General features: G+C 35.3%; 12 protein-coding genes. 7 read left to right on the top strand and 5 right to left on the bottom strand.

Translation table 11 applies throughout. The features are described from left to right. Positions 1-317: 317 nt before the first annotated feature. The 7 genes from ACZ47B_RS09475 (at position 318) to ACZ47B_RS09505 (ending at position 9,314) form a co-directional block, all read left to right on the top strand. A complete protein-coding gene (locus ACZ47B_RS09475; protein ID WP_464894290.1) occupies positions 318-2,717 on the top strand; it encodes a molybdopterin-containing oxidoreductase family protein in 2,400 nt (799 codons plus the stop codon). Positions 2,718-2,719: 2 nt separating this feature from the next. Next, entirely contained in the window at positions 2,720-3,283 is a 564-nt protein-coding gene (locus tag ACZ47B_RS09480) for a 4Fe-4S dicluster domain-containing protein (RefSeq protein WP_464894291.1), read from the top strand. A gap of 10 nt (positions 3,284-3,293) precedes the next feature. Then, the gene (gene nrfD / locus ACZ47B_RS09485; protein WP_464894292.1) at positions 3,294-4,505 is read left to right on the top strand and encodes an NrfD/PsrC family molybdoenzyme membrane anchor subunit; all 1,212 of its coding nucleotides are present in this window, start codon (positions 3,294-3,296) and stop codon (positions 4,503-4,505) included. Between the two features lie 124 nt (positions 4,506-4,629). Next, complete coding sequence (locus tag ACZ47B_RS09490; RefSeq protein WP_464894293.1) at positions 4,630-6,996, top strand: molybdopterin-containing oxidoreductase family protein; 2,367 nt, start codon at positions 4,630-4,632, stop codon at positions 6,994-6,996. 1 nt (position 6,997) lies between these two features. After that, the gene (locus ACZ47B_RS09495) at positions 6,998-7,657 is read left to right on the top strand and encodes a 4Fe-4S dicluster domain-containing protein (RefSeq protein ID WP_464894294.1); all 660 of its coding nucleotides are present in this window, start codon (positions 6,998-7,000) and stop codon (positions 7,655-7,657) included. Next, positions 7,657-8,925 carry a polysulfide reductase NrfD family protein gene (locus ACZ47B_RS09500; RefSeq protein WP_464894295.1) on the top strand — a complete coding sequence of 423 codons (1,269 nt, stop codon included), beginning with the start codon at positions 7,657-7,659 and terminating at the stop codon, positions 8,923-8,925. The genes ACZ47B_RS09495 and ACZ47B_RS09500 overlap by 1 nt, the downstream gene beginning before the upstream one ends. Before the next feature lie 59 nt (positions 8,926-8,984). Continuing rightward, a complete protein-coding gene (locus ACZ47B_RS09505) occupies positions 8,985-9,314 on the top strand; it encodes a cytochrome C (RefSeq protein ID WP_464894296.1) in 330 nt (109 codons plus the stop codon). A gap of 33 nt (positions 9,315-9,347) precedes the next feature. Here ACZ47B_RS09505 and selB read toward each other — a convergent pair whose 3' ends face one another. From selB to ACZ47B_RS09530, 5 genes are read right to left on the bottom strand one after another with little or no spacing between them, the layout of a single operon-like run. Beyond that, positions 9,348-11,183 carry a selenocysteine-specific translation elongation factor gene (selB, locus tag ACZ47B_RS09510; protein WP_464894297.1) on the bottom strand — a complete coding sequence of 612 codons (1,836 nt, stop codon included), beginning with the start codon at positions 11,181-11,183 and terminating at the stop codon, positions 9,348-9,350. Next, positions 11,180-12,520 (bottom strand): L-seryl-tRNA(Sec) selenium transferase, encoded by a 1,341-nt coding sequence (selA, locus tag ACZ47B_RS09515; protein ID WP_464894298.1) that lies wholly within the window; start codon positions 12,518-12,520, stop codon positions 11,180-11,182. Before selA ends, selB begins: the two co-directional genes overlap by 4 nt. Further along, positions 12,513-13,211: a response regulator gene (locus tag ACZ47B_RS09520; protein ID WP_464894299.1), complete on the bottom strand. Its 699-nt coding sequence runs from the start codon at positions 13,209-13,211 to the stop codon at positions 12,513-12,515. Before ACZ47B_RS09520 ends, selA begins: the two co-directional genes overlap by 8 nt. After that, positions 13,201-14,811, bottom strand: a complete 1,611-nt coding sequence (locus ACZ47B_RS09525; protein WP_464894300.1) for a sensor histidine kinase — start codon at positions 14,809-14,811, stop codon at positions 13,201-13,203. The genes ACZ47B_RS09520 and ACZ47B_RS09525 overlap by 11 nt, the downstream gene beginning before the upstream one ends. Further along, complete coding sequence (locus ACZ47B_RS09530; protein WP_464894301.1) at positions 14,808-15,920, bottom strand: ABC transporter substrate-binding protein; 1,113 nt, start codon at positions 15,918-15,920, stop codon at positions 14,808-14,810. Before ACZ47B_RS09530 ends, ACZ47B_RS09525 begins: the two co-directional genes overlap by 4 nt. Positions 15,921-16,018: the final 98 nt, after the last annotated feature.

The following is a 16,018-nucleotide window of genomic DNA, read 5'->3' on the forward strand; positions in this document are numbered from 1 at the left end:
AATCTTTCTTAGGATAAAATCTGTCAGTTAATAACTAACCTTACACATCTTATATAGTTCTTGACAAAACAATAAGGCGTTATATGCAAGGCAGATTTTTGAAAGCCTAGCCGTAGTTAAGGTGAGAAAATGCGAGCGTTGGCAGATAATGCCTTATTGTCTTGCCCTTTGGGTGCTTTTTGCAACACTCCCTTACGGCGTTAGAAAGTTTCAAGTTATAGGAAGTAGCTCTTCAACTTTCTGCCTTGTAATGAAATGTTGCTAAAAACATCAAGGACTATATAAGATGTGTAAGGTTAGTTAATTAAGGAGGTATTATGGAAGTAGAAATTTCAAGAAGAAGATTTTTACAAGGAAGTGTCGCACTGACCATAATAGGTGGGACTGCTTTTAGCGCTTCTTCTCTCCTGTCAGCTGAAGAAGAGAAGAAGGAGCTAAAAGTAACCACGAAAACAGGATTGGGAAAAGCTGATAATATCCCCTTTCTGTGCGGTATGTGCGTAAACAAATGTGCCGGTTTTGCCAGAGTTGAACTGGAGGGAAAATATAAAGGTATGGTTACAAAACTTAATCCAAACCCCTACTTTCCAAAATCAAGAAATATGCTTTGTCCTAGAGGAAATGCCGGTATCCAAACGCTTTATGATCCCGACAGACTCAAATATCCCCTTATAAGGATAGGAGAAAGAGGAGACGGGAAGTATAAAAGAGTAAGTTGGGAAGAAGCTTATGATGCTATACTCCATGGAACTGATAAATTTAAAGGACTACTTCAAATCCTTGATGAAGAGAAAGATAATCGCTCAACTATCGGATACTGCAATGGTGAGGGTCTTTCAAAAGAGGAGTTTGAAGTTTTGATGGGTCAAAAGATAGGAACTCCAAACTATGTTGATGAGATAAGCATATGCCTTGAGACAACTCTTGGAGGATATTTTGCTACGATAGGAACTTATGGAGAAGCTGATCTCAACAATGCTGACTATCTCATCATAGCTGGAGCCAACAGAGCTGAAGCTATCATCACTCCTGATACAATGGATCTTTTCAAAAGAAGTCAGGGAAGAGGACTTAAGACTATAGTTTTAGATCCAAGATTTACAAACACTGCAGCAAAAGCGGATAGATGGTATGCGATAAATCCCGGAACTGACTTGGCTTTTGTTCTTGCTATGACATATGTTGTATTTAATGAAAATCTTTATAATAAATCATTTCTTGATAAACATGCTAACGGTTGGATGGATTACAAAAAACATGTATTATCAAAAGGATATACTCCAGAGTGGGCAGAGAAATTGACAAATATCCCTGCAAGTGAGATATATAAAACTGCAAGAGAGTTTATGAAGGCAAGGAGCCCTATATATTATCAAGGAAGAAGAAGTGTATTTAGTAAAAATGATTTCCAACTAAGAAGAGCTATGGCTATCTTTCAAGCATTAAGTGGAAATCTTGATAAAAAAGGTGGTATCATATATGGCAAAAAACTTACTCTTCCAAAAGAGGAAGTAAATGCTCCTATGTATGCCCAGGCTCAACCAAGATTTGATAAAGAGGGTATAGCTATATTTACTGAAAAGACCGGTTCTTGGATAGTTTTTAGAAATATGATCTTAGAAGGTAAAAACCCATATCCCGTTAGAGCTATGTTTATGAGAAAACATAATCCTATGAGTGGCGTTCCAAACACCACAAAAACAGAGCAATTTTTAAGAAAGATGGATTTAAATGTCATGATAGACATACTTCCAAGTGATACTACGATGTTTTGTGATGTAATTTTGCCTGAAGCATCATACTTAGAGAGAACCTCACCTGTTGCAAGTTACGGAAGTTTAGAGCCGGCAATCGTTCAAAGAAAAGCCGCTATAAAACCTCTCTATGAGTCAAAAGTACCTGAGCAAATCTTTAAAGAGTTAGCCGAAAAACTATCAAAACCTCTTTGGAAAAATACTTTAAAATATGATGAAGATGTTCAGGATGATACAAAAGGCATGAAACCCGAAGAGCTTGAGCAGTACTACAAAGAAAACGGCTTTGATCTTGCTGATGCTTGGGAAAAACCTTTTGAAGAGTCAAATAAAGAGAGAGTTGTAAAAGCATTTGGTGAAAAAGCTTGGGAAATTCTTGAAGAGAAAGGTGTTTATTATCCAAATATAGAAAAATACCACAAACAGTTAAATCCAAATGAATATGAGTATTATCCAGAAGGTAAGAAAAATTATAGCACAATGGGTAATAAACTTAAAGTTGTAGTAAACTTTAAAAATCTTGCCAAAAAGGGAGTAGATCCTATGCCGACTTGGCATGATGATATGGCATTTAAGGTACCTGAGGGTAAGTTTAGATTGGTAACCGGAAGACATGCCCAATTCACTCAAAGCGGAACAACAAACAATATGATGCTTAGAGATTTGATACCTACCAACTACGTATGGATAAATAAAAGAGTTGCTAAAGAGAAAGGTATCAAGTTCGGTGATATGGTAGAGGTTAGCTCAAAAGTAGGAAAAATACACTTAAAAGCATACCCTACAGAAAAAATAGCACCAAACCAAACTTTTATGCTTCATGGTTTTGGCGGTATGAGCAAGGGGATGGAAATGGCTTACGGAAATGGTGGTAATGATGCAATGATCATCGAAGATACTATTGAACCGGTATATGGTGCAGCAGCAATGCACACAACCAATGTAGAGATAAGGAAGGTGTAATTATGGCTAATTATGGTATGGCATTAGATTATAAAAACTGTATAAATTGTAAAGCTTGTGAAGTAGCTTGCAAAGAAGAAAACGGGGTTCAGCTCGGAGCCGACAAATATCGTATATGGGTTGGAGTCAAAGAAGTAGAAGGAGAGTGGCCAAATATCAACATAGCATCAAGTGTATTTGAACCTAGCCAGTGCCAGCATTGTGAAAATGCCCCTTGTCAGGAAGTTTGTCCTACACAAGCAACTCATTACGCCGAGGGTGGTATAGTTATGGTAGATGCAAATAAGTGCATATTGTGTAGCTACTGTATGGAAGCTTGTCCTTATGATGCGAGATATGTAAATGATGAAACTATGACAGTAGATAAATGTACATTTTGCAGTGATACAAGACTTGCAAGAGGTGAAACTACTACTGCTTGTCAGGCAACCTGTCCTACCAAAGTAAGAACATTTGGAGATTTGGATGATCCTAACAGTGAGATAAGTCAACTTCTTAGTCATAGAGAACACTTTACTCTTAAAACCCATCTTGGCACTAAGCCAAAGCTTTTTTATTTGATATGAGGAGACGGATATGTTTGCATTAGCAGAAAAAGGTATGAAGCAGATAGAGAAATTTATCCCTATGAGGCATACCGATATAAGAGAATTGATGAATTTTAAAAAGACACCTCTAAATTTACTGGTTGCATTTACTACATTGGTGTTTTTGGTACTTTTTGTTGTCGGAGTAAGTAATTATCTAATTCACGGACACCATGCCTATGGAGTAACTAGAGAGCATCCCTGGGGGCTTATGATAGCGATGTATATATTTTTCGTTGTTAGTTCAACCGGGCTTTGTATCATGTCCGCAATTGGGCATGTTTTTGAAGTGAAAGTTCTTGAACCATTTGCAAAAAGAGCGATACATGGAGCATTGGTAACACTTTTAAGCGGTTTTGTTGTTATACTTCTTGAGATAGGACACCCTATTACTATGATGATCTACAATACCATAAGTCCAGGATTTACTTCTGCTATATGGGGTATGGGAGTTTTATACTCTTTATATCTTGTATTTATAGCCATAGAGTTTTTCTTTTTACTTAGGCACGACCACAAATGGGCGAAAAGATTTGGTATATTTGGTCTTGTAGTCGGAGTTGCGGCACACTCTAACCTTGGTGCGGTATTTGGTTTTTTGGTTGGAAGACCGATGGCTAACGGTATATACTATCCGCTTTATTTCATACTTTCAGCTATGGTGACAGGTTGTTATCTGATATTTTTGATGTATGGATTTAAATATAAACTGAATTTTCCTGAAGAGATGCAAAAGACTTTAGTAGCAACAGCAAAGATACTTGGTCTTTTGCTAGCTATACTTCTTTTCTTTGAAATTTGGAGAATGTTGACTTTGATTTATGGTGGAGTGCCTGAAAGAGCGGAAACTGCGCTTCATGCACTCAAATCAGCTCCATTTTTAGTCGGTGAGATATTTTTGGGTATAGTCTTACCGTTTCTTATCATACTTTTTAGTAACGCAAGAGCTATAAAAGCTATGGTATTTGCATCTTTTACGGGTATGATAGGTATATTTTTCATGAGATATGACTTAGTGCATGAGACTCAGGCATTTCCTATGCAGACATTGAAGATTAGAGAGTATCAGCTTCCGCCTTCATTTGTCGAGTATTTCCCAAGTACTACTGAAATCTTCATAGCATTGGGTGCTATAGGTATAGCTATAACACTTTATTATATAGGTGATAAGATACTTTATCTTGAAACCGATCCTGACTAAAAAAGATATATAAGAGCTGATTATATCGGCTCTTATATCTTCTGAATTATCATTCACAACATTAAAATAATCTTTATGTTTATAGGAGTATAATGCTTCCATAATTTTATAATAAGGATGACCTATGGAAGTAGAAATCTCCAGAAGAAGGTTTTTGCAAGGAAGTGTCGCTTTGAGTATAGTCGGGGGGACGGCTATGTTTTCAGATCAGCTGCTGTCAAGTAGCAATGAAACGAAAGATGCTTCTAGAGTAAAAACTGAAAATGTTCCCTTTTTGTGTGGTATGTGCGTAAACAAATGTGCCGGTTTTGCACATGTGCAAAACGGTATCGTTACCAAATTAAATCCTAGCCCGTTTTTTCCAAAATCAAGAAATATGCTTTGTCCTAGAGGAAATGCGGGTATACATACGCTTTATGATCCTGACAGACTCAAATATCCCCTTATAAGGATAGGAGAGAGAGGTGATGGAAAGTACAAGAGAGTAAGTTGGGAAGAAGCTTACGATGCCATACTTCACGGAACAGATAAATTCAAAGGAATACTCCAAATCCTAGATGAAGAAAAAGATAACCGTTCAACCATAGGATATTGTAACGGAGAAGGTCTTTCAAAAGAGGGCTTTGAAGTTCTTATGGGTCAAAAGATAGGAACCCCCAACTATGTTGATGAGATAAGCATCTGTTTGGAGACGACTCTTGCTGGATACTTTAACACTATAGGGGCTTATGGAGAAGCAGATGTAAGCAATGCTGACTATCTCATCATAGCAGGAGCAAACAGAGCTGAGGCTATCATCACTCCTGATACCATGGATATGTTTAAAAGAAATAGAGGCAGAGGCTTGAAAATGATTTGTTTGGATCCTAGATTTACCAACACCGCAGCCAATTCTGACAGATGGTATGGTATAAATCCGGGAACCGATCTCGCTTTTGTTTTGGCTATGACTTATGTAGCTTTTAATGAAAACCTTCACAATAAAGCTTTTCTTGATAAATATGCTGTTGGTTGGATGGATTATAAAAATCATGTATTGTCAAAAGGCTACACTCCAGAGTGGGCAGAAAAGATAACAGGCATAAAAGCAAAAGAGATATATAAAACCGCAAGAGAATTTATGACTGCCGAACATCCTATATATTATCAAGGTAGAAGAAGTGTATTTGCCAAGAATGATTTTCAGCTACGAAGGGCCATGGCTATCTTGCAAGGTTTAACAGGCAATCTCGATAAAAAAGGCGGTATAATATATGGCAAAAAGCTTACTCTTCCGGCTGAAGATGTAAATGCTCCTATGTATGCCCAGGTTCAGCCGAGATTTGATACAAAAGTTGTAAAAATTCCGGCAGACAAAACCGGCTCTTGGATACTCTTTAGAAATATGATCTTAGAAGGTAAAAACCCATATCCCGTTAGAGCTATGTTTATGAGAAAACATAATCCTATGAGTGGCGTTCCAAATACCACCAAAACAGAGCAATTTTTAAGAAAGATGGACTTGAATGTCATGATAGACATACTTCCGAGTGATACTACGATGTTCTGCGATGTTATACTTCCTGAAGCGTCATACTTGGAGAGAACTTCACCGGTAACCAGTTTTGGATTTTTAGAGCCTGCCATAGCATTAAGAAAAGCAGCCATAAAGCCTTTGTATGAAACAAAGACTCCTGAAGTCATCTATAAAGAGTTAGCTGAAAAACTTTCCAAACCTCTTTGGAAAAATACTTTAAAATATGATGAAGACGTTCAAGATGATACAAAAGGCATGAAACCTGAAGAACTTGAAAAATACTACAAGGAAAATGGATTTGATCTTGCTGATGCATGGGAAAAACCGGTAGAAGAAGCAAATAAAGAGAGAGTTGTAAAAGCTTTTGGAGAAGAAGCATGGAAAATACTTGATGAAAGAGGTGTTTACTATCCAAACATTGATAAATACCATAAACAGTTAAATCCAAATGAATATGAGTATTATCCTGATGATAAGAAAAACTATACCACAAAAGGCGACAAATTAAAAGTTGTAGTAAACTTTAAAAATCTTGCCAAAAAGGGAGTAGATCCTATGCCTACTTGGCATGATGATATGGCATTTGTTGTACCGGATGGTAAGTTTAGACTTGTTACCGGAAGACATGCACAGTTTACCCAAAGTGGCACTACAAATAATATAATGCTAAGAGATTTGATACCTACAAACTATCTTTGGATAAACAGTGAAGTGGCAAAACAAAAAGGTATCAAGTTTGGAGATAAATTGGAAGTTAAAAGCAGTATAGGAAAAGTCTTTATTAAAGCTTATCCTACTCCTAGGATTGCAAAAAATCAAATCTTTATGCTCCATGGATTTGGTGGAACTAGCAAAGAGATGGAGTTCGCATACGGGCATGGTGCAAATGATGCAAGAATTATAGAAGATAAGACGGAACCTGTATATGGAGCTGCCGTTATGCATGAAACTGATGTTGAAGTAAGGAAGGTGTGATATGAATTATGCAATGGCATTAGACTATCAAAACTGTATAAACTGCAAAGCTTGTGAAGTAGCTTGCAAAGAGCAAAACAATGTCCAACTTGGAGCAGATAAACAAAGGATTTGGGTAGGTCAAAGTGAAAAAATTATATTTAACAATTTGTTTGTAAATTTTTATCCGTCCCAATGCAACCACTGCATAGACGCACCTTGTGTTGAAGTTTGTCCGACAGGGGCAAGCCATTTTGCCGAGGGCGGACTTGTGTTGGTCGATCATAAAAAATGTATCTTGTGTAAAGGGTGTATGGAGGCTTGTCCGTATGATGCCAGGTATGTAAATGATGAGATCGTTGCGGTAGACAAGTGTACTTTTTGTTACGATACAAGGATATCAAAAGGTGAAAATACAACTGCATGCCAAGCAACCTGTCCAACAAAAGTGAGACTGTTTGGAGATCTTGATGATGAGAGTGGAGACTTGGTAAAGCTTCTTAAAACAAGAAAGTTCTTTATACTAAAACAGGATGAAAAAACTGTACCTAAACTGTTTTACCTAGTACCCGAAGATGATAGCGAGTATGCAATGCAGTCTATAGGCCATGACACAAAATTCTATACTTGGGATGAAATGAAACCCATCATAGATGCGGCAAAAGCAAGAAGGAGAAAGTAATGGAAAAGATAGTTATTGCAGGTGTTGAAATCAATAAAGTCTCTATAAAAGAACTTTTGTTTAACAAGACTATGATAATCGCATACATACTTCTTGCTATAGGTATATACGGTATTTATGAAGTCATTCAGATGAGATATTTTCTTGTCGGCGCTACGGCACGTGATGCGGGAATGCATTTGGGAAACCACGATATTGTAGCTGCTATGAAAAATGCAATATATGGCGAAGGCGGAGAAGTAAAGAGAGAAGCACCATGGTCACTATATATCGTAAATTATATGTATATGATATATACAGGCAGTGGAGTTATATTTTTAGTGGCACTCGATGAGATATTTAACTTGCAAATAGTGAAAAAGACCGCTGCCGGATTTTTAACTATAGGTATATCTATGGTTATAGGAGGGTTGTTTACGATTCTTGTGGATTTGAACTCTCTACATATGCTTTGGATGCTAAGATCACCAAATTTTGGTGCGGGTATGTGGCAAATGTTACCTCTTTACATGGTTTATATACCTTTTGTACTGTTTGAGATATACTTGCTTATAACAAAAAAAGTCGAATGGGCAAAAAGGATATCTTTTGTTATATTGGTATTGTCGGTTTTGCTGGATATCGCAGAGTATTATATCCAGGCAAACTTGTTTAGTATGAACCAAGCAAGACATTTATGGACAACTTATCCTGTGTTGCCACTTTATTTTATAGTTTCATCTTATGTGGCTGCCATAGGGGTAATGGGGATATATTCGTTTTTTGTATATAGAAAATCACTTGGAAGCGAGTATCACTCTTTGATAGAAGTTATCAGAAAAATGGCTTTGGTTTGTATAACCATACTCGCTGTATATGAGGCTTCAGCATATCTGTTCATAGATAAAGAGTGGGGCTTTTTGATACTTTTTGGACCATTTAAGTATCTGTTTTTCGGCGGATATATATTTTTGGCCATGACTATACCTTACTTGTTGATGCTAAGAGAGAGCAAAAACAGTTTGACGATAATCGCTTCTGTGTTTATCATCATAGGAACATATCTTGGAAGGTATATATTTGTTTACGGCGGAAACGCATATCCTATGAGCAATAGGTTCGGTACAGGTTTTGAAAAGTATGGGATGTATGAACAGATAAAAGATTTTATCTATTATCCCCCGGAGATGAATGAAGTACTGGTAGTAATCGGATCATTGGGTGTAGTGTTGGCAGTGTATATGATAATCGACAAATTATTTTCGGTTTCAAAGATAAGAGAGCACTGATTTCACGATTTTTACACGAAAAATATGTTATAATATAATAAATTTTATAAGGAGAATATATGAAGAAATTGTTAGGAGCTATTTTTATAGCAGTATTGGGTTTGAGTTTTGTAAGTACTTCTGCTTTCGCAGATGCCGCTAAGGGTCAAAAGCTTTATGTCAAAAAGCTAAAAAGAGCCTGTAAGAAAAGTGGAATTGCAAATGGTGGTGTTTTGGCAAAAAAACATACTCAGGATGAGTGGAAAGCTTTGGAAGATTCAGGCAAATTAAGTGATGAGATAAAGAAATTTTGTCCAAAATCAAAATCACTCAAAAAAAGATACCTAAAAGATATATATGATTTCTTGTATAACTTTGCAAGCGACAGCGGTAACGTTCCTTCTTGCTAAATAAAAAATTATCACTTAGTATCCTTTTGGATGCTAAGTGATAAGATACCTTCTGTTTTCCACTTTTTTTATCTCATCGAATTTATCAAGATATTCTAGATATCCTATAAGGTATTTTCTGCTTAAATTTATCTTCGCTTTAAAATTTATTATATCTATATAGCCTTCATTTTGTATGATCTCTTTTTGCAAAGCAACTATCTTGGATAAATTGGTATATGTTATGAAAAGATTATGAGAGATTCTAACTACTTTTTTGTTTGAAGTAAGTTTTTTTAATATCTTATCTCCTAGTTTTCTATCGATATCGAGCCTGTCATATAGATTGTAGGGTGCAGTCGGGGCAAAACCTTCATTTCCAAGTATGTCATAAACTCTTTTTTCAAGTTCTTTTTGCATATCGACCTTGCCAATATCCGCTCTTTTATATATATTTTGTTCGATTTGCAGATAACCGACTTTTACAAAGTCGTCAAGTGTATCTTTGATAAACGAATGGCTTGCCCATTTTATCCTTAAGTTAAGTGATGAGGGAGAAAGCATGGCGTATGGATTTTTTTCATATATGTTTTTTATCTTCTTGCTTAGCGTATCTTTAGTTTCCATAGGATAAACAACGAGCTCTTTTTCATCAACAAATACATTCTCTAGTCTCTTGGCGATTTGCAAAACTTCTTCGTGGCTTTTACCAAACCTCTGCATGGAAGAAACCAGACCGAAGCCCTTTTTGTGATTTTGCACAAAAAGAGAAAAGGCTTTTTCATAATCTTTTTCAAAAAGAGCTAGCAGTATAGGGGCTTTTTTGGATTTTTTTATCGGATCATTTAATGGATCCAAAACTATGCCTCCACCAAGAACCGAGCCGTTCAAAAGAAGTATGAAACTGTCTCCATGCATCAGGTACATTTTTTCACTAAAGCTGATCTTTGCAAGCTGCGGGTCATTTTTGCCATTATCATAAAGGTGTATTTTTGCATTTACCTGTTTGGCTCCGCTTATAAAACGTACAGTTGTATTGTGTTTGATCTCTTTGGAAAATGAGTTTTTTATAGAGGCTTCTATGGCATTGAAGCCTCTAAAGAATCCTTTTGTCGTTAAAAGATAGCCTTTTTTTAGTTTTCCGTGAGGAATGTTTAGATTGAGTGCGGCTCGCTGATGTTTTTTGGCGATTTGGACATTTTGGGAGTGAACTTGGATATTTTTTACAGTTACTTCAAGTTGCAGTTCGCTTATCATAACTTTTTTACCTGTTTCTATGGAGCCGTTTAGCACTGTTCCGGTCACTACCTCTCCAAATCCTTTTACGCTAAAAACCCTATCTATATAGTATCTAAAGAAGTTTTCTATCTTCTCATCTCTTTTTATGTCTAAATGAAAAAGGAATTCTTTTAACTCATCTACGCTTTTTTTATCATATATAGAAGTTTTTTTGATATCCACCAAGTTTATTTTGGGATATCTTTTAAGTAACTCTTCTATCTCCTGTTCTCTTTTTGTTAAAGTTTTTTCATCAGTAAGATCACTTTTTGTGATGACAAAAAGTATATCTTTAACTCCTAAAAGATTCAATACTTCCAGATGCTCTACGGTTTGGGGCATGATGCCTTCATTGGCAGCTATTACAAACATGGACAAATCAAATCCAAAAGCTCCGCTTATCATATTTTTCAAAAGTTTTTCATGACCCGGTACATCTATAAAGGCTATATTGGTATCACCTTTTTGCATATTTGAAAAACTAAGATCTATGGTTATACCACGCTTTTTTTCTTCCTCGAGTTCATCACCGTTATACCCTGAAAGAGCTTCTATGAGTGCTGTTTTTCCATGGTCAATGTGTCCGGCTGTTCCGATGATTGTGTATTTCATTTTGCAAATACTGTATTTATGATATGAACGATTTTATTATCGAGATTTGGCATGATACTTCTAAAGTCTATCAAAAACTTTTCATCTTCTATTCTTCCTATTAACCCCTCTTTTCTAAACTTTTTCTCCAACTCTTTCGCATCGCCTTTAAAAGCCAGAGCAATTGTAGGAAATTTTCTATTTGGCAAAGTACCGCCTCCCATGTAGGTATAACTCTTATATATTTCACAAGTATCCTCTTTTATACTATCTTTTACTACTTTGGCTCTTCTTTTTAATTCATCTATACCCGTAAAAAGCATTTTTAATGTCGGTATTTTATCATACTCTTTGAACATATACGCTCTTATATTTTCCTGTAAAATGGCAAGAGTGATTTTATCAACTCTTAGCATTCTAAGAAGCTGGTTTTTTTTCAGTTTTTCTATGTATTTTTTCTTGCCTATGATGATACCGGCTTGTACGCTGCCAAAAAGTTTATCTCCGCTAAAACTAACTAAAGATGGATCATTTGAGAGTATCTTTTTTATCGGAGGCTCTTTAGTGCTTAGGCTGTAGGGAAGTTCCGGTATGTAAGCACTTCCCAGGTCATAATAATCCAAAAGATCATGTTCTTTTGCCAATTTGCTAATCTCATCAAATTTTACCTCTTCGCTAAAGCCTACTATATCGAAGTTGGACTTATGTACTTTCATGAGGATTGAGCTATCTTGCGTTATAGCATTTTCATAATCTTTCAGCTTTGTTTTGTTGGTAGTTCCGACTTCTTTTAAAATCGCTCCGCTCTCTTTCATAACCTCCGGCACTCTGAAGCTTCCCCCGATTTCTACAAGTTCTCCTCGTGAAACTATAACTTCTTTATTTTTTGCAAAGGTATTGAGTATCAAAAATACCGCACTTGCATTGTTGTTGACCACAAGTGCATCTTCCACACCAAGCAGTGTTTGCAAATCTTTTACTATATGTGTGTACCTTTCACCTCTCATGCCGTTTATGTCATCATATTCCAGATTTGAATATCCACATATGATATCTTTGGCTCTATCTACGGCTTCTGAGGAGATGGGGCTTCTCCCCATATTGGTGTGTATGATGATGCCGGTTGCGTTTATAAGAGGCTTCAATGATAAAGCAGCAGTTTTATGATATGACATTTTTACATTTTTTATAAGATCTAAAATGTTGATATCGTTTACATTGCCTTTTTTTATCATATCTCTTAATTTTTCTATCTCTTTTCTTGCCGTTACGGTGAGCAACTCTTTGTTCAGTCCTTCAAATTCGTTACGAGATACAAAAGTATCTATTTTTGGTATTTTTTTAAATATCTCATTCATCATCCGCTCCAAAATCCAAACTATCAAGCCTGTTTTCATTGACAAAGTATCTGCTTCTTTGAAGCTTTGTCAGTATCCCTTTTTCGGTAAGTGTTTTAAATATCTTTACAAGAGTCGGTTTACTGATATCGAGATTTTGCATGATATGTATATATGAAAAATCAAAAATATTGTCACTGTCGATATTGTTGAAAATAAACCTGACAACTTCTATCTGCTTGCTGTCACAGATAAGAGAAATGGTTTTGATGATATTATATGATTTTTTTATCTCCCTGTTTTGTTTTATAGGCAGTACCGTATCGTGGATAGTGTTTAAAAGCTCTTTGATATTCACAGGTTTTATGATATAGTTTTCCACTTTTAACTTTATGGATTCAAGCAGGTAGTTTGTATCGGTATATGCCGTAGTGAGGATTACTGGAGTATTGATATCGTATTCGTCTCTTAGCTTTTTTATAAAATCTATCCCGTTGTCATTTTCTAAAAGTATGTCTGATACTATGACATCGACTTTGTTTGTCTTTAAGATGTCCAAAGCATCTTTGGTGTTTGTTGCGGGATATATCTTTTTTACGAAATCTTCAAGTATATCAGAACTGTTTTTTAGCAGATTCTTATCATCTTCTATGTAAAGGATATTGAACTCTTTTAGTATTTCAAGATCTCTTTTTGGATTTTTATCGCTCATTTTTCATTTCCTTGTTGTTCAATGGTATTTTTATCTCAAACATAGCGCAATCATACATTTTTTTAGATCCGAGTTTATGCTTGATGTTTTCATATTTTATAGTTCCTTGCAAATGTTTCTCCACTATCTGCTTTGACATATACAGACCCACCCCTGTACCGGAGGATTTATGTTTTGTCGTGAAATATGGCTCAAATATCTTGTTCTTTATCGATTCTGGTATGCCGCCCCCATTGTCTATGATGCTTATTATAGCAAATCCTTTACTTTTTTTGGAAATGATAAATATCTTTTTATTATCGATTTCATTTTTGGAAAGTGCATCTTCTGAGTTTTTGATGATATTTAAAAATACATGTGAAAGCTCGTTGAAGTAACTGTACAAAAGCATATCCTTATCCGCAAGCATATATACTTCTATGCCTTTTTTTTCCAAAAGGTATTTTGTGAGCTCTAATGAATGTTCAATACACTCTTTGATGGTAAAGTATCTTTTTGTCTTGTCAGGGTTGAAAAAATTTCTAAAGTCATCTATGGTTGCAGACATATTTTCGGCTATTTTCAGACCGTCGTTTACTTTTTCCTCTATGAACTCATCTGTTAGTTTTCCAACCATGTTTTTAGTTTGGAAGCTTTGAATGATAAGCGAAAGACTTCCAAGGGGCTGTCTCCACTGGTGAGCTATGTTTTGAAGCATTTCGCCAAGACTTGCAAGCTTTGCCTGCTGAAACATTATCCTATCTTTTTTCCTGTTGTTCTCAACCTCTTTTTGAACTCTGATTTCCAAATTCTTGTTTAATTTTTGCAACTCTTTTGTTTTTTCGTTTACTTTTTCCTCCAATGAATTATGTAGCTCTTTGAAGTTGTCCATGATAAATATAGAGGATAATATACTCACTATAAATATCACTACTATAAAAAGCAAAGATATACCGAATGTAAAATAAAAAACTTTGGAAGTACGTCTTTTTTCCAACGCAGCCTTTTTAAGATCAAAATTGATGAGATTTGTCAGATAGATATTTGAAAGCCCTATGTTTAGATATAGTTTTTTAAGCAGCACTCTTGCCTCTTCGGTTTTTCCCTCTTTTTTTAAAAGCAAGATATTATTTATATCTTTATCTATCTCTTTCATCTTTTTATTGATATTTTTTAACATACTGTTTTGCAGGATTTGGAAGTTTTCATGACCATCATTTTTAAGCAGATATTTTTTTACGATATCGGCAAAAAAATAAAAAAAAGGTTTTTGCTCATTTTCCAGGCTGTCGTTGAACTTTGTCCAGTTTTTTTTGATGATTTGCTTCGCAAGAGATATAACCTCCTTTGCCTGAGGGTATTTGATGATATTTTGTTGAAGATCAAAAAGAGTGTCGTATACATTTACTTTATAAAGGTCCTTTATCTCTTCAAGTTGTACTAGGGGAACGGTCCTTTTTTTATAAAGTGTATCAAAGTCATATTTTAAAGAAAAAAGAGAGAGTTCAGCCAACATCATGATACTGAGCATGCCTCCTGCGATCAAAAATATAAGAAAATTCGTTTTGTTTTGAAAAGAGATCTTGTTAAGTAGTTTTGATATCTTTTTGAATCGTTTCATTTTAGCTCTATGAACTTTTTATCTTTGTATTCAAAGAGAAAAACCCTTCCGAACAGTTTTTTCTCTTTATATTTTTTTGAAAGTATCCGTAAGTTTTTTAAAAATTTTTCTCTTGAGATACTGTTTTTGATACTCTTTAGGGCTTCCACGCTTATCTTTGCATCAAGATATGATTCCAGTGAGACAAAACCGTATTTGATACCGGGATATTTTAGTTTCAGTATTTTTCTATACTCTTTTACTATCGGAAGAGACAAGTCGTTATATGAAGGTACCGTTTGTGAAAAGATCATATTTGATGTTTTATAGTTTAATTCATGTACGAGTTCATCGGCATTTACAAAAGAGATATTGCAAAAGATCGTACCCCCTTTTTTATCCATCTGCCTGTATCTCTTGACAAAAAGCGCTACAGGCTTGTAAGCTCCTACCATGACTATAGCTTGCGGTTTTGATGAGTATATATCATAAAGTGCCTGGGTGACTGATAGTGTATTTCTTCTGTAGGTGCCTTCTGAGATCAGTGAAAGACCTCTTTTTCTCAACGATTTTATGGCAGCGACATATCCATCATCCCCATAGTCATCGTTTTGATAGAAAATCGCTATTTTGTTTAAATGCTTTTTATAATACAAATATCCCACTATCTTTTCTATTTCGTCTGCATATGAACTTCTAAAGTTGACAAAGTTGTCTCTTTTTGGTTTTCTTAAAAATGAAGCTCCGGAAAACGGTGCTATAAAAGGTATATCACTTTCACTGATGATGGGCATGATAGCTTTTATGGTAGGGGTTCCCACAAAACCAAACAGTGCAAATACCTTATCTTTCTTAAGAAGTTTGTTTAAGTTTTCCAAAGTGAGCTCAGGTTCATATTTGTCATCGTAGGAGATAAATTCTATCTTTTTATCACCAAGGAGTTTTTTTTCGTTTGCATATGAAAAGTAAGCCATCGCCCCCTCTTTGACAGAAAGACCTAGTTGTTTATTGATGCCTCCAAGGGGCAAGGATGAGCCAAATTTTATATCTTTGTGTACAGTGCTTTGTTCTTTGTAATATAAAAAACCAACCAATATAAAAAGGATAAATAAAACTAACAACTTTTTCATGTTTTTATCTTACCCATACTATTTTAAAAAATCCCTTAATAACATAAAAGTAAACTATATTTTAATAAGAGTATATTTATCCTATTAGTATTAATTGA

The organism is Thiofractor thiocamini (assembly GCF_055384375.1).